The sequence below is a fragment of the Bacillus sp. AY2-1 genome (genome assembly GCF_008368965.1).
Lineage (GTDB): Bacteria > Bacillota > Bacilli > Bacillales > Bacillaceae_G > Bacillus_A > Bacillus_A thuringiensis_S.
Genome location: NZ_QPEL01000076.1, coordinates 62,984 through 78,634 on the forward strand (window position 1 = coordinate 62,984; position 15,651 = coordinate 78,634).

Consider the following 15,651-nt stretch of genomic DNA (forward strand, 5'->3'; position numbering starts at 1 on the left):
TAATAATATGTCGCAAGTATGTATAAACATAGCAAAATGTTTCATATTTACTTGTCTTAACAGAATAAAAATTTAGGGAGATTACATTTATTATGAACGCTGTACTCGTCGCAGTAGCAATTATGCTATTGCTTAGTTTGTTACGTGTCCAGGTCATTGTCGCCATCATTGTTGGAGCTTTAACAGGCGGAATTATCGGCGGACTCGGTATTTCAGAAACGATTAACACTTTTACAACTGGTCTTGGAAACAGTGCTCCAATCGCTTTAAGTTATGCAATGCTTGGTGGTTTCGCTATTTCCCTTTCCAAAACAGGACTTCCAGATGCTATGATTCAAACTGCATTAAAATGGATTGGCAATGAACAAGACACGAAAAAACAAGTTTATTCTAAAATACTTATTTTATTCATTATTTTAACGATGGCTTGTTTCTCACAAAATGTGATTCCTGTTCACATTGCTTTCATCCCCATCTTAATTCCAGCACTTTTAAAAGTATTAAATGAGCTGAAAGTGGATCGAAGACTTGTCACGTGTATTATTACATTTGGATTAATTACTCCTTATATGTGGATCCCTGCAGGGTTCGGAAAAATTTATCATGACGTATTGCAAACCAACGCTGCGCAAAGCGGTCTTACATTTGATGTCACACTTATTCCAAAAGCAATGACTATCCCAGCACTCGGTATGATTATTGGATTATGTGTAGCGGTATTCATTACGTACCGAAAACCTCGTACGTATGAAACAGAACAAATTCATACTACCGAAAATGAGATTGTTCCCTATACAAAACGTAGCATTACTTTCGGGTTATTATCTATCATTGCTACATTAACTGTTCAATTAACAACAGAATCAATGATTTTCGGTGCTTTAGCAGGTATTATCGTCTTATCAGTAAGTGGTAGTCTACCACTTAAAGAAGCAGATGCGATATTAACAAGCGGAATGCGTATGATGTCCTTTATTGGCTTTGTTATGATTGCTGCCGCTGGATTCGGCGCTGTTCTTCGAAAAACAGGACATGTTGAATCTCTGGTGCAAACGAGTGCACATATAATCGGAAATAACAAACCACTCGCTGCATTTCTTATGCTTGTTATTGGACTTCTCGTTACGATGGGAATTGGTTCATCCTTTTCAACCATCCCTATCTTAACAACAATTTTTGTACCTCTGTGCATTCAGCTTGGATTTAGTCCGATGGCTACAATTGCAATTATTGGTACAGCCGGAGCGCTAGGTGACGCAGGATCTCCAGCATCAGATAGTACCCTCGGACCAACATCCGGTTTAAATGCTGATGGTCAGCACCATCATATATGGGATACATGTGTACCCACTTTTCTACATTACAATATACCGTTACTTATATTTGGCTTTATTGCCGCAATTACATTATAAAAAGGTGCGTATAAAACGCACCTTTTACTTTTTTATTTTTCCTTTTAATTGTTGAAAAGCTACTTTTCCGTTATCTTTGACATAGCTTTCAATTGCCGGTAGTGATGAACCTATCCATTCACACTCTATGCTCCCATTCGGTCCAACAATTTTTAATTTATCTGGTACATGTATATTTACAAATCTTGCTGACCGAATTAACTCAATAGCAATCTGATCACTTGAGGTTACAATTCCATCTATATACGGATTGTTTCGCAATAATGTAATAAATTGTTTATTTGTATACCCTTGTACACATTCTTCTCGATAAGAGATTCCTTCATCCCAAACAGTATCTAAAAAACCTGCTATATGATCTTCCATTTCTTCACTTTCTTCTCCCTCACCAAAATATGCAAGAAAGTGACACCCTTTCTCTTTTAATAAAGAAACAGCCCTCTGTCCACTTTCATAATAATTTCCATGTGATTGTTGCTCATCAATCACAACAAACGGAAATGGAATTTCTCCTATACTTTTAAAAACGGATTTTGTTAAAATAACACCTGCAACGTTATTCTCCTTCAACATATATATGTATCTATCTTTATTCTCTATATTACAAACAATGATTTGATATCCTTCTTTATATGCTATTTCCTCAATACAATGTAGCAAAGTGATGTTTGATGGGTCATATAGATTATCTACAAGTAATGCAATTATCGTTGAATTCTCTTTAAATAGTGGCTTCGCTGCACTGTTTGGCCTATAACGTAATTCTTCAATTGCTTCCTTTACTTGTTTTACTGTGTCCTCATGAACATATCCTTTTTCATTAATAACTCGTGAAACGGTTGCGACTGAAACACCTGCCAATTTTGCAACATCACGTATAGTTGCCACATCGTCACCCCTTAATATGGTAATAGATTACAATTTTACGGTAACCTAAATTACACTATCCGTCAAGATTAATAACTTATATTTCTGAAAATTGTTACATCATTTCACTAAACGATACTCCAACTGAATTTCATGTAAAATTGGGATATTATCATATCCAATGCGTGGAATTTCTTTCTTTATTTTTCGTGCCTCCTCTACCGCATTCACATATAAATTAGTCATTACAAAATTACGTTTTTGGTAAAATCGTAACGCATTCATATTATCATTTGTTGTAATAAGACAAACCTGCCTGCACCGTTCTTCTTCTGCAACTTGCAATACACAATCCACAAGCTTCTTCCCTATTCCTTTTCTTTCTTCAATACTATCTAACGATATAATTTCACACATATTTCCAGTCACTTCATACGTTATAATTCCGATTATTCCGTCATTAGAAAACGCAACAAATCCTGGCAACTCTTCTAATTGATGCCCCTTACCACGTGAAACCATCAATGAACTTCCCCAGTTCTCACACATAAACATTCGAATTGTTTCTTTCATCGTTGGCGTAATTTTTTGTATATGCACCATTTCCTATTTCTCCCCTTTTATATCATTGTGATACAATATAAGTGTATCACATGTAACGTTATTTGGAGGATGAGGTAAAGTATGAAACGTTTTTTTGCAGCATTGTTTACTGTACTAGGTGCGATAACAGCCCTTGGGATTTTCTTTACAAATAAAGTGATGTATTTAAAGAAAAAAACAGAGGAAGAAGTACTCGAAAGAGAAACGAAAAAACATTTTCGTATAGAAGATTTTGATGCTCTTCATAAAGAAGAAATTCATATTCCTTCACAATTCGGATATGATCTTCACGGATATTACATTCCTGCTGGTCATTCCAATAAGTTTATGATTTTTTGTCACGGCGTAACTGTAAATAAAATGAACTCTGTAAAATATGCAAGGTTATTTTTAAACAGAGGGTATAATGTCGTTATTTATGATCATCGTCGTCATGGTAAAACTGGCGGAAAAACAACAAGCTATGGATACTATGAAAAACATGATTTAAAATCTGTAGTTGACTGGCTAAAAAGTCGCTTTGGAACAAATATAACACTCGGTATTCATGGTGAATCTATGGGAGCTGCAACACTTCTTCAATACGCAGGACTTGTAGAAGATGGTGCTGATTTCTATATTGCAGATTGTCCTTTCTCTGATTTTCACGGACAATTACAGCACCGTTTAAAGGTTGAATTCCATTTACCAAAATGGCCTTTATTACCTTTAGCAAATGCTTTTTTAAAAGTGCGTGACGGTTATACGATTCGCGAAGTTTCACCAATTGATTGTATAAAAAATATTAACAATCCCGTCCTCTTTATTCATAGTAAAGATGATGATTATATTTTAGCTGATATGACGAAATCACTATATGAAGCAAAAGAAAACAATAAACAACTTTATATTGCAGAACGTGGTGCACACGCTTGCTCTTATAACGAAAATAAAGAAGAGTACGAAGCAGCCATCGATCAATTTTTAAACACATATGTGAAAGAAACAAAAAACAGGCTTGCATAAGCCTGTTTTTTTATTGCGCTAAAACGTCTGTAACTTGTTCCATATTTTCAGAAATCCATTGCATTGCATCATCTAACGTTGGGAATTCTGTCGTTTGAAATGTTACTTCATCTTGAAGTAACCAAACATCCTTTGCCTCTTGCCCTACACCTGCAATGGACCAATGTAACAAACTATATGGATGATTATCATTCAAAAATGATGCCCACGTGCGCTCATTTGCAATGTTTCGTAATGTATGTAATTGTTTATCCATCTCTCGTCACCTTACTCTAGTCAGTTATGAAAACTATTATAACACTCTCTTCTTTCTCAAACAAAGTGCTCTTTTTATATTGTCAAGCACTTCCCTTGATTATATGATGAAATTAAGCGTTTGGGAAGGAGGGATAACGTTGGCAAAAGTACAAATTAAAGTAAATGATAATGGCTCTTTTCGCGTTACAGGGGACGTGGAATTAGTCGACTCACAAGGGAATGTATTCCCAGCAAAACCGGCATTTTCTTTATGCCGTTGTGGTTTATCAAAAAATATGCCTTATTGCGACGCTTCGCATAAAGGTAAATTCGAGTCTGTTGTTAGAGCACCAGAGGCAGAATAATTTTACATGTGACATGCACATTTTTTTGTGCATGTTTTTTCTTTTTAGCAACTCCGTTATATCCCTTCTCCTTACAACATTTCTAATACTTTTATTTCCATTCCAGCCCACATATATTTTCACACAATTCTTCACATTCGAATATTTTTTACTAGCCTTTTATTTTTTTTGTGCTATAATTTGAGCAAACAGCATCCTTCGGGGTCGGGTGAAATTCCCAACCGGCGGTGATGAAGTGAAAACTTCTAAGTCCGTGACCCGTTTTCAACTCGAAAACGGTGGATCTAGTGAAACTCTAGGGCCGACAGTATAGTCTGGATGGGAGAAGGATATGTTTCTAGTTTTTTATATAGTGAATACACTTTTATTTCAGTATGCATATTTTTAAAGATTCATTTTGATTCTTTATATATGTTTAATTTTCTATACTTATTTTTTATACTGAAATAAAAAGAGACAACTAGCGTTTAAAAATTCGATATTTTGCTAGGTTTTTTCCTTATGCAGAAATATCAATTATCGTTAGGTTTCTTTCCTATGCTTTCGTATTCAAACTATATTTCTAGAAATCACGTCTCCCAAACCCCAAGGATATTAAATCCTTGGGGTTTTTTGATTTTTTTAGGAGAGGTGAAGAAAATGACAGATCAAGAATATATGAGGATTGCCCTGCAGTTAGCAGAAGGAACATCAGGACAAACAAGTCCAAATCCTATGGTTGGTGCTGTTGTTGTAAAAGATGGAAACATCGTTGGTATGGGGGCTCATTTACGAGCTGGTGAAGAACACGCAGAAGTTCATGCCCTTCAAATGGCTGGTCACAACGCCAAAGACGCTACCGTTTATGTAACACTGGAACCGTGTAGCCACTTTGGAAAAACACCACCTTGTTGTGAATTGCTCATCGAAAAAGGAGTTAAGCGTGTGGTAATTGCTACTCCCGATTGTAATCCGCTCGTTTCTGGTAACGGAAAAAGAAGATTAGAGGAAGCTAGAATTGAAGTAACTACCGGTGTTCTTGAAGCAGAAGCAGTTTTATTAAATCGCTACTTTTTTCACTACATGAAAACGAAACGCCCTTTTGTAACAATCAAAACAGCGATGAGCTTAGATGGAAAAACAGCAACTGTAACTGGTGAAAGTAAGTGGATTACAGGTGAAGAAGCACGTGCTGATGTTCACCAATATCGCCATACACATGATGCAATTCTTGTTGGAGTGAATACAGTTATAGCTGATAATCCTCATTTAACAACAAGAATTCCAAATGGTGGGAAACATCCTATTCGCGTTGTTTTAGATACCCATTTACGAACGCCACCATCTTCTCATGTTATAACAGATGGTTTAGCACCGACATGGATTATTGTCGGTAAGGATGTAAAGAAAGAGAAGATATCTTCTTATAATTCTAAAAATATAGCTATATTCCAAATGGAAACGAAGCATATAGAAATCGAGGACCTTCTTTCCTTTCTTGGAGAGAAACAAATTCTTTCTCTATTCGTTGAAGGTGGCCAATCAATTCATGCAAGTTTCTTAAAAACAAACAATTTCAATGAAATTGTAACCTATATAAGCCCGAAATTAATTGGTGGAAAAGATGCTCCTACTTTATTTGGAGGAAATGGTTTTTCAAAATTACAAGATGCGCTTTCCTTGAAAATTCAAGAGATGAAACAAATTGGTGATGATATAAAAATCGTTGCGAATGCCCGAAACGAGGTGACGGAATGTTTACAGGAATTGTAGAAGAATTAGGAACGATAGCAAACATGCAACAAAGCGGAGAAGCGATGAAATTAACGATTCATGCAAAGAAAATTTTATCAGATGTTCACTTAGGTGATAGTATCGCAGTTAACGGTATTTGCTTAACTGTAACAAACTTTACAACTACTTCATTTACAGTTGATGCAATGCCTGAAACGATGCAGTCGACATCGCTTCGCATGCTTAAACCCCACTCTAAAGTAAATTTAGAGCGGGCAATGTCTGCAAATGGAAGATTCGGTGGACATTTCGTTTCAGGACATATTGATGGCATCGGAACGATTTTAACTAAAAAACAACATTACAATGCCGTCTATTATAAAATAGCAATTTCTGATGAATTGCTACACTATTGTTTGCATAAAGGGGCCATTGCTGTTGATGGAACGAGTTTAACGATATTTGATATAGACGAAGCTTCCATAACGATTTCACTCATCCCGCACACAGTAAGCGAATCTGTCATTGGAGAAAAAAATGCCGGAGATATCGTAAATATTGAGTGTGACATGATTGGTAAATATATCGAACGCTTTATTACTAAACCTGCAAAACGAGTAGGTTCAATGACCGAAAGTTTTTTACAAGAAAACGGATTTCTATAAGGGGGAAGCACAATGTTTCATCGTATTGAAGAAGCTCTAGAAGATTTAAAACAAGGTAAAGTCGTTATCGTATGTGATGATGAAAACCGAGAAAATGAAGGCGACTTTATTGCTTTAGCAGAGTACATTACACCGGAAACAATTAATTTTATGATTACACATGGTCGTGGTCTCGTTTGTGTACCGATTACGGAAGGATACGCAGAACGTCTACAATTAGAACCAATGGTATCTCATAATACAGATTCACATCATACTGCGTTTACAGTGAGCATTGACCATGTTTCTACAACAACAGGGATTAGCGCTCACGAACGTGCAACTACGATACAAGAATTGTTAAATCCCGCATCAAAAGGCACTGATTTCAATCGACCTGGACATATCTTTCCATTAATTGCGAAAGAAGGCGGTGTCCTGCGTCGTGCAGGTCATACAGAAGCCGCTGTTGATTTAGCAAAGCTATGCGGTGCCGAACCAGCTGGAGTTATTTGCGAGATTATAAATGAGGACGGCACGATGGCACGTGTACCTGATTTAATAGAATGCGCAAAACAATTTGATATAAAAATGATTACAATAGAAGATTTAATTGCTTACCGCCGCCATCATGAAACACTTGTGACGAGAGAGGTGGAAATTACATTACCTACAGATTTCGGTACTTTCCACGCAATTGGCTATTCTAACTCATTAGATACGAAAGAACATATCGCACTTGTAAAAGGTGATATTTCAATAGGTGAACCGGTACTTGTGCGTGTTCATTCTGAATGCTTAACAGGAGATGTATTCGGTTCACATCGCTGCGATTGCGGACCACAACTCCATGCAGCACTTGCTCAAATTGAGCGTGAAGGAAAAGGTGTTCTTCTTTATATGAGACAAGAAGGAAGAGGCATTGGGCTTCTTAATAAGCTTCGTGCTTATAAATTACAAGAAGAAGGATTCGATACTGTAGAAGCAAATGAAAAACTCGGCTTCCCTGCTGATCTTCGTGATTACGGTATCGGTGCACAAATATTAAAAGATTTAGGTTTACAAAGTTTACGATTATTAACGAATAACCCAAGAAAAATTGCTGGCTTACAAGGTTACGATTTAGAAGTAGTCGAGCGTGTACCGTTGCAAATGCCAGCAAAAGAAGAGAATAAATCGTATTTACAAACGAAAGTAAACAAATTAGGACACTTACTAAACTTATAATTAAAGGAGAGATTTATTATGGTATTCGAAGGTCATTTGGTTGGTACAGGATTAAAAGTTGGAGTTGTTGTTGGACGTTTTAATGAATTTATTACAAGTAAGTTACTTGGCGGCGCTTTAGACGGATTAAAGCGTCACGGTGTAGAAGAAAATGATATTGATGTTGCTTGGGTTCCTGGTGCATTTGAAATTCCTTTAATCGCTAAAAAGATGGCTAGTAGCGGAAAGTATGATGCTGTTATTACATTAGGTACTGTAATCCGAGGTGCTACAACTCACTACGATTACGTTTGTAATGAAGTAGCAAAAGGTGTTGCGTCTTTATCACTACAAATGGACATCCCAGTTATTTTCGGCGTATTAACGACAGAAACAATTGAACAAGCGATTGAACGCGCAGGTACGAAAGCTGGTAATAAAGGATATGAATCAGCTGTTGCTGCAATTGAAATGGCTCACTTATCAAAACAATGGGCATAAAAAAAGAGGCTGCGGCCTCTTTTTATTTTTTCACCTTTTTTTGTACATCTTTTATTAATTCATTCATCGTTTTTCCTTCTGTTTTTATATGAAGAGCTTGTGCTGTTCTCCATACATTCTCTCTTTTTTTCGCTTCTTCTATAATAGTAATTTCTTTTCTAACTTCCTTTAAATCTTTTCCTTCCGTTTTCAATCCAAAATGTTCAGCTTTCGTTCGAAAGTGTTGTTCGATTCTTTGTTGCATCTCTTTTTGTTCAGGATTTTCAGCAGCCTTAACTGGATCAGAACTTATTGCTTTTATTAAAATTAAACAAGTCATAATCGCTAATATGTATTTGTACATGTAAAATCCTCCAACCCAATATAAATTACATATTTACTATGTACAACTAGGGCTTGGAAAATTCGTCCACAAAAATTCTTTTTTTCGCTCAAAAACCAATAATACCAAGCGTTCACAACTATTTATTACATTTTATTTACAAAAAAAGCAAACCCTTTTACAAGTTTGCTTTTTCATCTATCTTATAATGCACATTCTTCAATCTCAAATCCTAAATCTGCAATCATACCCCAGTCCGCAGTCGGCTCTTGTCCAGCTGTCGTTAAGTAGTCCCCGACAAAAATAGAATTTGCTGCAAATAAACCGATTGGCTGTACAGAACGTAAATTGATTTCACGTCCTCCTGAAATACGAATTTCTTTTGTTGGGTTTACAAAACGCATCATTGCCAGTACTTTTAAACATTCTACTGGCGTTAACTCTTTTTGCCCTTCAAGAGGTGTCCCCTTTACAGCAACAAGGAAATTACAAGGGATAGAATCTGCATCTATACGTTGTAATTCAAATGCAATTTCAGCACGCTCTTCAATTGTTTCTCCCATGCCAAAAATCGCTCCAGAGCATGGTGAAATACCAGCTTGTTTCGCTTTTTGAACTGTATCAACACGATCATCATACGTATGCGTTGAACAAATACTATCGTAATTATTTGCATGTGTATTTAAGTTGTGGTTATAACGATGCACGCCTGCTTCCGCTAAACGTCCTGCTTGATCTTCATTTAAGAAACCTAAACAACAACAAATCTTCAAGTCTGTCGTTTCACGAATTTCCTTAACTGCTCCAATTACGTGATTTACCTCTTTATCCGTCGGACGACGACCAGACGCTACAATACAATATGTACCTGCTTTACGGCGTATTGCTTCATGTGCCCCTTCTACAATTTTCTCCTGCGTTAACCATGCATATTTATCAATTGGTGCTTCTGAAATAATAGACTGTGAGCAATATCCACAATCTTCAGGACATAATCCAGATTTCGTATTAATAATCATATTCAATTTTACTTTCTTACCAAAGTGATGATGGCGAATAATGTAAGCTGCATTCATAATTTCTAAAACTTCTGTATCATCAGCTTCTAATATCGCTATTGCATCTTCTTTCGTAATCATCTTTTCTTCCACTACGTCGTATGCAAGTTTTTTCCAATCCCTTTTTGTTTGTACTTGTTTCATTTCATCTCTTCCCCTCTTTTGTTATATGCATAAATAAAGCATGATACGTTGCCATTATCCCTTCATTTCCCGTGAAGTCTCTTTCGTATATGCGCAGCATCGCACGAAAGAGTGAGGGACTTTGACAATATGATCCTTCATTGCTATTAGTTGCTCCTACTTTTCGAATAGAATGCAGAAACTCCTTAACTTCTGTAAAACTCTCTATGTAACATGTTTCAGAAACATGCACATCCCCTGTTTCTATCTTACATATATGAAGCAACTGATCTTTTGAATAAAAACGTTGACCAATCGATGTTTCATTTTTTATATTTCTTTCTTCTTTCGCACGTTGGAACGAAGCATGCAATTCTTGAAATGTTTCATGTCCAAACGTTGAAAAGAGTAATATGCCATCTATAGACAAATGTTGAAATAAATTTCTTAACACTTGTTGTAAATTATTTAACCATTGAAATGTAGCATTTGAAATAATGACATCATATGATTCTTCTAATCGTAATCGCTCAATATCTTCACAGTGAAACGTTACATTTTTTACATTTTGTCTAGTTTGCGCAATCGCAATCATACTTTCAGCAAAATCAACTGCTGTAATATGTGCTTTCGGAAATAACTTTGATAATTGTTCTGTTACATACCCCGTCCCGCATCCCAGTTCTAAAATACGTATTGATGCCGTTTCACTATATCGTTCCTTTAAGATTGAAAGTAATGAATGTGCCATCTTTTTTTGTACATTTGCATATCGATCGTAAGATACGGCTGCCCCATTAAACCGTTTTTGTAGTAACGTTTTGTTGATCATGTCGTATCCCCTCTACAAATTGAATTATCTCATTTGCACAATATTCAAAATTCGTTACACATAATGCATGCCCTGCTTCACTTACTACTTTCAGCTCGCTGCTGCTATTCTCCGTCATACTACGTGTCGCAGACAATGGGCATATTACATCCTGTTCTCCGTGAATAAGTAGTATAGGTACTTTAATTTCTTTTAGTTCTTCTCTCATATCTGTTTCTATTAAATAATCTAAACCTAGTTGTAAAGACTGAATAGAATCACCTTTAAAACGGTCTACAATGTCTTCAAAGTTTTTATTCTCTTTTAGCTCATCTTTCGTAAACATATTTTCATAAAACCGCTTGAGCGTATCTTCTTTCCTTCTCGCCAAATTTCTTTTCAGCCGTTCTACATGCAAAGCATTCCATCCGTTACTGTAATCGCTCGTACTTGTAAATTTAGCAGTACCACCAATTAATACGATGCCTTTTGCCTTAATCTTTTTATAAGCTTCAACTGCTGCTAACGCTCCTAGTGACCATCCAACTAAAATTACGTTGTCATTATGCGCTACATCTATAATTCGTTCCGCAAATTCACTTCGTTCTTTCACATTACGCCAATCTATGCATTGAACAGGATATCCTTTAAAATACGGAATTACTAAATCCCAAATATTCTCTTCCATTCCCCATCCGGGAATAAAAATAATCTTTAGCTCGTTCATACGAAAATCTCCTCTTCTTTCGCAATGTGAATAATTCGATCAATAGCCCATTTTAAATCAGCTATTGTATGTTGCGATGTAACTGCAAAGCGAATTCGAGAACTATGAACCGGCACAGTTGGCGGACGAATTGCAATAGCCGCAATCCCTGCCTCTTGCAACCTTTTACTAAACCGTAAAGCATGTTCATTTGAACCGACTACAATCGGTACAATATGAGTTGAACTATTCCCAATATCAAAACCAGCATCCCTTAATTTAGTTCTGAAGTATTCTCCATTTGCTATAAGGTTCTCTCTTCTTTCGTTATCTTCTTTTACAATTTCAATTGCTTTTTGCACCGCTCCTAACGTACTTGGTGGTAAAGCTGTAGTAAAAATAAAGCTTCTCATCATATTTTGTAAATACTCTATATAAATTTCATCACCTGTCAAATACGCACCATAACACCCTAAAGCCTTGCTAAACGTCCCCATATGTATATCAATTTTTTGAGAAAGATTTTTTTCTATGTGAGATAATCCAGCTCCGCCGATTCCATATATTCCACTCGCATGTGCTTCATCGACTATAATGATTGCTCCGTATTTCTCTTTCAGTTGTACTAAATCTCTCAAATACGCAGTATCACCATCCATACTAAAAACGGTATCTGTTACGATTAATTTCCTCTTTTCAGGCGAAGCCATTTTCAAAAGCTTCTCTAAATGATCCAAATCATTATGACGATACCTTTTATGCTCTGCCCCGCTTAATATGATTCCATCAACAATACTTGCGTGATTTAACTTATCACTAAAAACAATATCGTGCCGAGAGGCTAAAGAAGATATGGCACCTATATTTGCCGTATACCCACTATTTACAATTAAAGCTCTTTCAGTACCTTTCCAGTCACATATGCTTCTCTCAACCTCTTCATATAATGGATGATTTCCTACAACGAGACGAGAGGCAGTCGCTCCAGTTCCATATCTTTTTGTACAGGCAATAGCAGCTTCTTTTAACCTTTCATCTCCAGCTAACCCTAAATAATTATTTGACGCTAAATTTAACATCCTTTTTTTATCTCGAATAAGCCAAGTCTCTTCTGCCTGCTCTGTTACATATAAATTTCGATACTGCCCTTGCTTATGTAATTGTTGTAATTTAGATTGAAGGTGCGCCCGCCACGTTTGATTCATTTTGGATAAACTCCTCTAATTTTGAAATCATAATATATTCTTTTGCAGATTCCAATACTTCTTCTTTCGTAAACTCACCTTCAAAGAATGGTAATAATCCTAAAACTGGTACCCCGCTCAACTCTTCAATCATCTCTTTATTTTCTTGCACTCTTTCCATTTCACATTCTTTGCAACCTGATAAAATGACACCCGCTACGGTTAAGCCATGCGCCTTTGCGTAAGCAATCGTTAACACTGTATGATTTACTGTTCCTAATGTAGGACGAGCTACTACAATAAGAGGCAACTGTAATTCTTTTGCAAAATCAATTACTAAAGCATCTTCTGTATATGGGACAGCAAGCCCACCTGCTCCTTCTACAAATAAGCTATTAAACTCTTTTAATAGTTCATTATAGTAATCAGTAATTTCCTTTAACTTTACTACTCTTCCAGCTCTTTTCATGGCAAGTCTCGGAGCAAGTGGTTCTTCAATAGAATAAGGGCAAATTTCATTTTCTTGTGTCGGTACACCTGATAATACTTTTAACCTTGCCGCATCTCCCTCAGGGTTTGATGCAACATGCCCACTTTGCAACGGTTTATATACCCCTACGTTATATCCTAATTCTCTAAATACACCTGCTATAGCACCTGCAACTACTGTTTTTCCAACTTCAGTATCAGTTGCTGTTATGAAAAAACCACTCATTATTCTCCCTCCGTAACATCCGAGATTGCCTTATATAAGATGCGTAACATATCATCAATCTCTTCAAAAGTAGAAGCAAGTGGCGGCATAAATACAATCGTGTTACCTAGCGGTCGTAAAATCATACCTAGCTCTCTTGAGCGTTTACATACTTGAACACCGACTCTTTCTGTCCAGTCAAAAGCTTCTTTCGTTTCCTTATTCTTCACAAGCTCGATACCAACCATTAATCCGCACTGACGAATATCACCTACATGTTTATACGCAAAGAGCTTTTCTAATTGCGCTGCCACATAATCCGTTTTACGTGCCACTTCTTCTATTAAATTTGTTTTTTCATATAGTTCTAGATTCGCGATTGCTACGGCACACCCTAACGGATTGCCTGTATAGCTATGTCCATGGAAAAATGTTTTTTGTTCTTCATATTCTCCTAAGAAGGCATTATATATTTCATCTGTCGTTACGGTAACTGCAATTGGTAAATATCCACCTGTTAAACCTTTACCAGCAGTTAAAATGTCTGGCGTCACATTTTCATGTTCACACGCAAACATTTTCCCTGTACGCCCAAATCCAGTCGCTACCTCATCTGTAATAAATAATACATTGTACTTTGTACATAAATCGCGCAGTCCTTTTAAATATCCTTTTGGCATTGTAATCATTCCACCAGCACCTTGCATTAATGGCTCTACAATGATGGCAGCTACTTCTTCATGCTTTTCTTTCAACAATTCTTCCATTTCTGCTAAATGGCTTTTTACAATTTCCTCCTTATTATTTCCGTAAGGAGAACGATATGTATATGGATACGGCATTTTAATCGCATCAAATAAGAGCGAACTATACACTTGGTGAAACAAGTCTATTGCCCCTACTGAAACAGCTCCAATTGTATCACCGTGATATGCTTCTTTTAATGTAACGAATCTTTGTTTCTTTGGTTTCCCTTTATGCTGCCAATATTGGAAAGCCATCTTAATTGCAATTTCAACAGCGGTAGAACCTGAATCAGAATAGAATACCTTCTTCAATCCATCTGGTACAACCTCAATAATTTTTTCTGCTAATAAAATAGATGGAACGTTAGCAAGTCCTAACATAGTAGAATGAGCAATTTTATTTAATTGCTCACGAATTGCTTCATCTAATTCCGGTACTTGATGTCCGTGAACATTTAACCATATAGATGAAACACCATCCCAATATTCATTACCATTTACATCGTATAGCTTTCTTCCCTCTCCACGTTCAATAATGACAGGATCTTCTTCTAAATAATCTTTCATTTGTGTAAATGGGTGCCATACGTAAGCTTTATTTTTCTCTGCTAATTCTTCATATGTATAAGATGATTTTTCAATCGTTCTACTATTTATTGTCACAACTGTCACTCCTAATGTTAACTTGTTTATAAATATAGTTAACATTAAATCCGAATGACTGTCAATTATTTTAAAATCAAATAGTTCTTAAAAAAGAACAACTTATCATACGATAAGTTGTTCTACTTTCCATGCTGTATCTTTCCAATTTCTAAAATAATTTCTTCATCTTTTTTTCCCTCTGTATCAATTCCAAGTTGTTTAGCGTGCTCAATTAATAAATCATGACGCTTCTCAAACCTAGCGGTATTTACTTCTTTCGTAACCTCTTCTTTTGTTTTCCCCTCAGTAGAAACTCCTAGTTTCTCTGCTGCTTTTTCCATTGATTTCTTCTCTTCTATTTCTTTTACTTTCTTCACTTCTGACTGTTGTATTTGTTTTTGTTTCAACTGCTCTGATTCAGCCGCAAAAGCTGTGTAAATTCCAGCACTTCCGCCAACGACTAGTAAGGTGGTAAAAAGAATTATTTTTTTCTTCACTCTTTCCTCCCCTTTCAAATTCATTATAACGTACAAAATTAGAGCTTTAAAACAATTATCCTTTATTTCCCTAAAAAAACATTTAATATTTTTATTGACATGTAAGATGAAAATGTGATAAAAATTTAACTAACATCATATGAATCGGCGATGATAGGATTTAGTAGTATTTCGATTTCTGATTTCAGAGAGCTGGTGGTCGGTGCGAACCAGTACAGAGCGAATTATGAATTACCCCCTGGAGCTTCTTTTACGAAACGTGAGGAGTAGTGAAAGACGGTTATAGACCGTTATGTCTAAAGAGTGGTGAAA

At 36.1% G+C, this 15,651-nt stretch carries 18 protein-coding genes, 1 riboswitch and 1 other annotated feature (1 of these 20 running past the window's edge); of the genes, 7 read left to right on the forward strand and 11 right to left on the reverse strand.

All coding sequences use genetic code 11. The annotated features are described in order from the left end of the window. Positions 1–92 precede the first annotated feature (92 nt). Positions 93–1,412 carry a Na+/H+ antiporter family protein gene (locus tag DN403_RS19065; RefSeq protein WP_000994811.1) on the forward strand — a complete coding sequence of 440 codons (1,320 nt, stop codon included), beginning with the start codon at positions 93–95 and terminating at the stop codon, positions 1,410–1,412. A 24-nt stretch (positions 1,413–1,436) separates the two neighbouring features. Here the strand turns inward: DN403_RS19065 and DN403_RS19070 are convergent, their stop codons facing one another. Together DN403_RS19070 and DN403_RS19075 are read right to left on the reverse strand one after the other, a co-directional pair. Beyond that, positions 1,437–2,300 carry a LacI family DNA-binding transcriptional regulator gene (locus DN403_RS19070; RefSeq protein ID WP_000201358.1) on the reverse strand — a complete coding sequence of 288 codons (864 nt, stop codon included), beginning with the start codon at positions 2,298–2,300 and terminating at the stop codon, positions 1,437–1,439. 99 nt (positions 2,301–2,399) lie between these two features. After that, entirely contained in the window at positions 2,400–2,882 is a 483-nt protein-coding gene (locus DN403_RS19075) for a GNAT family N-acetyltransferase (RefSeq protein ID WP_149185680.1), read from the reverse strand. Positions 2,883–2,963: 81 nt separating this feature from the next. On the opposite strand from DN403_RS19075, the gene DN403_RS19080 reads away from it, so the two are divergent. Beyond that, entirely contained in the window at positions 2,964–3,887 is a 924-nt protein-coding gene (locus DN403_RS19080; RefSeq protein ID WP_000819241.1) for an alpha/beta hydrolase, read from the forward strand. 10 nt (positions 3,888–3,897) lie between these two features. Here the strand turns inward: DN403_RS19080 and DN403_RS19085 are convergent, their stop codons facing one another. Beyond that, entirely contained in the window at positions 3,898–4,143 is a 246-nt protein-coding gene (locus DN403_RS19085; protein WP_000360793.1) for a DUF2552 family protein, read from the reverse strand. A gap of 139 nt (positions 4,144–4,282) precedes the next feature. Between DN403_RS19085 and DN403_RS19090 the strand changes: the two genes are divergently transcribed. From DN403_RS19090 to ribH, 5 genes are all read left to right on the forward strand, one after another. Beyond that, positions 4,283–4,489 carry a CDGSH iron-sulfur domain-containing protein gene (locus DN403_RS19090; RefSeq protein WP_001151582.1) on the forward strand — a complete coding sequence of 69 codons (207 nt, stop codon included), beginning with the start codon at positions 4,283–4,285 and terminating at the stop codon, positions 4,487–4,489. Positions 4,490–4,679: 190 nt separating this feature from the next. After that, a riboswitch (FMN riboswitch) is annotated at positions 4,680–4,823 on the forward strand. 305 nt (positions 4,824–5,128) lie between these two features. After that, positions 5,129–6,241, forward strand: coding sequence for a bifunctional diaminohydroxyphosphoribosylaminopyrimidine deaminase/5-amino-6-(5-phosphoribosylamino)uracil reductase RibD (ribD, locus tag DN403_RS19095; RefSeq protein WP_149185681.1), 1,113 nt, complete (start codon positions 5,129–5,131; stop codon positions 6,239–6,241). Then, positions 6,223–6,867, forward strand: coding sequence for a riboflavin synthase (gene ribE, locus DN403_RS19100; protein WP_149185682.1), 645 nt, complete (start codon positions 6,223–6,225; stop codon positions 6,865–6,867). The genes ribD and ribE overlap by 19 nt, the downstream gene beginning before the upstream one ends. Positions 6,868–6,879: 12 nt before the next feature. Then, positions 6,880–8,073 carry a bifunctional 3,4-dihydroxy-2-butanone 4-phosphate synthase/GTP cyclohydrolase II gene (gene ribBA / locus DN403_RS19105; protein ID WP_000469006.1) on the forward strand — a complete coding sequence of 398 codons (1,194 nt, stop codon included), beginning with the start codon at positions 6,880–6,882 and terminating at the stop codon, positions 8,071–8,073. An 18-nt stretch (positions 8,074–8,091) separates the two neighbouring features. Next, positions 8,092–8,553, forward strand: a complete 462-nt coding sequence (ribH, locus tag DN403_RS19110; RefSeq protein ID WP_000230895.1) for a 6,7-dimethyl-8-ribityllumazine synthase — start codon at positions 8,092–8,094, stop codon at positions 8,551–8,553. Positions 8,554–8,575: 22 nt separating this feature from the next. On the opposite strand, the gene DN403_RS19115 is transcribed toward ribH, so the two are convergent. The 8 genes from DN403_RS19115 to DN403_RS19150 all read right to left on the reverse strand — a co-directional run bounded on the left by DN403_RS19115 (position 8,576) and on the right by DN403_RS19150 (position 15,339). Further along, complete coding sequence (locus tag DN403_RS19115) at positions 8,576–8,896, reverse strand: hypothetical protein (protein WP_000280032.1); 321 nt, start codon at positions 8,894–8,896, stop codon at positions 8,576–8,578. Positions 8,897–9,078: 182 nt separating this feature from the next. Continuing rightward, the gene (gene bioB / locus DN403_RS19120) at positions 9,079–10,077 is read right to left on the reverse strand and encodes a biotin synthase (protein WP_000815856.1); all 999 of its coding nucleotides are present in this window, start codon (positions 10,075–10,077) and stop codon (positions 9,079–9,081) included. 1 nt (position 10,078) lies between these two features. Next, on the reverse strand, positions 10,079–10,888 hold the full coding sequence (bioC, locus tag DN403_RS19125; RefSeq protein WP_000608912.1) for a malonyl-ACP O-methyltransferase BioC: 810 nt from the start codon (positions 10,886–10,888) through the stop codon (positions 10,079–10,081). Then, positions 10,854–11,594, reverse strand: coding sequence for an alpha/beta fold hydrolase (locus DN403_RS19130; protein ID WP_001004159.1), 741 nt, complete (start codon positions 11,592–11,594; stop codon positions 10,854–10,856). Before DN403_RS19130 ends, bioC begins: the two co-directional genes overlap by 35 nt. Then, the gene (bioF, locus tag DN403_RS19135; protein ID WP_001077300.1) at positions 11,591–12,778 is read right to left on the reverse strand and encodes an 8-amino-7-oxononanoate synthase; all 1,188 of its coding nucleotides are present in this window, start codon (positions 12,776–12,778) and stop codon (positions 11,591–11,593) included. Before bioF ends, DN403_RS19130 begins: the two co-directional genes overlap by 4 nt. Further along, positions 12,744–13,472, reverse strand: coding sequence for a dethiobiotin synthase (gene bioD, locus DN403_RS19140; protein ID WP_000012478.1), 729 nt, complete (start codon positions 13,470–13,472; stop codon positions 12,744–12,746). The genes bioF and bioD overlap by 35 nt, the downstream gene beginning before the upstream one ends. Further along, on the reverse strand, positions 13,472–14,905 hold the full coding sequence (bioA, locus tag DN403_RS19145; RefSeq protein ID WP_003255568.1) for an adenosylmethionine--8-amino-7-oxononanoate transaminase: 1,434 nt from the start codon (positions 14,903–14,905) through the stop codon (positions 13,472–13,474). The genes bioD and bioA overlap by 1 nt, the downstream gene beginning before the upstream one ends. Positions 14,906–14,982: 77 nt before the next feature. Then, positions 14,983–15,339 carry a hypothetical protein gene (locus DN403_RS19150; RefSeq protein ID WP_000726908.1) on the reverse strand — a complete coding sequence of 119 codons (357 nt, stop codon included), beginning with the start codon at positions 15,337–15,339 and terminating at the stop codon, positions 14,983–14,985. A gap of 141 nt (positions 15,340–15,480) precedes the next feature. Continuing rightward, positions 15,481–15,651, forward strand: a binding site (T-box leader) (it continues 50 nt past the right edge of the window).

Excerpts from the sequence above, each read along its gene's own strand:
- DN403_RS19065 (WP_000994811.1), top strand. The coding sequence starts at position 93 with ATGAACGCTGTACTCGTCGCAGTAGCAATTATGCTATTGCTTAGTTTG.
- DN403_RS19075 (WP_149185680.1), bottom strand. The coding sequence starts at position 2,882 with ATGGTGCATATACAAAAAATTACGCCAACGATGAAAGAAACAATTCGA.
- DN403_RS19080 (WP_000819241.1), top strand. The coding sequence starts at position 2,964 with ATGAAACGTTTTTTTGCAGCATTGTTTACTGTACTAGGTGCGATAACA.
- DN403_RS19085 (WP_000360793.1), bottom strand. The coding sequence starts at position 4,143 with ATGGATAAACAATTACATACATTACGAAACATTGCAAATGAGCGCACG.
- ribD (WP_149185681.1), top strand. The coding sequence starts at position 5,129 with ATGACAGATCAAGAATATATGAGGATTGCCCTGCAGTTAGCAGAAGGA.
- ribE (WP_149185682.1), top strand. The coding sequence starts at position 6,223 with ATGTTTACAGGAATTGTAGAAGAATTAGGAACGATAGCAAACATGCAA.
- ribBA (WP_000469006.1), top strand. The coding sequence starts at position 6,880 with ATGTTTCATCGTATTGAAGAAGCTCTAGAAGATTTAAAACAAGGTAAA.
- ribH (WP_000230895.1), top strand. The coding sequence starts at position 8,092 with ATGGTATTCGAAGGTCATTTGGTTGGTACAGGATTAAAAGTTGGAGTT.
- DN403_RS19115 (WP_000280032.1), bottom strand. The coding sequence starts at position 8,896 with ATGTACAAATACATATTAGCGATTATGACTTGTTTAATTTTAATAAAA.
- bioB (WP_000815856.1), bottom strand. The coding sequence starts at position 10,077 with ATGAAACAAGTACAAACAAAAAGGGATTGGAAAAAACTTGCATACGAC.
- bioC (WP_000608912.1), bottom strand. The coding sequence starts at position 10,888 with ATGATCAACAAAACGTTACTACAAAAACGGTTTAATGGGGCAGCCGTA.
- DN403_RS19130 (WP_001004159.1), bottom strand. The coding sequence starts at position 11,594 with ATGAACGAGCTAAAGATTATTTTTATTCCCGGATGGGGAATGGAAGAG.
- bioF (WP_001077300.1), bottom strand. The coding sequence starts at position 12,778 with ATGAATCAAACGTGGCGGGCGCACCTTCAATCTAAATTACAACAATTA.
- bioD (WP_000012478.1), bottom strand. The coding sequence starts at position 13,472 with ATGAGTGGTTTTTTCATAACAGCAACTGATACTGAAGTTGGAAAAACA.
- bioA (WP_003255568.1), bottom strand. The coding sequence starts at position 14,905 with ATGTTAACTATATTTATAAACAAGTTAACATTAGGAGTGACAGTTGTG.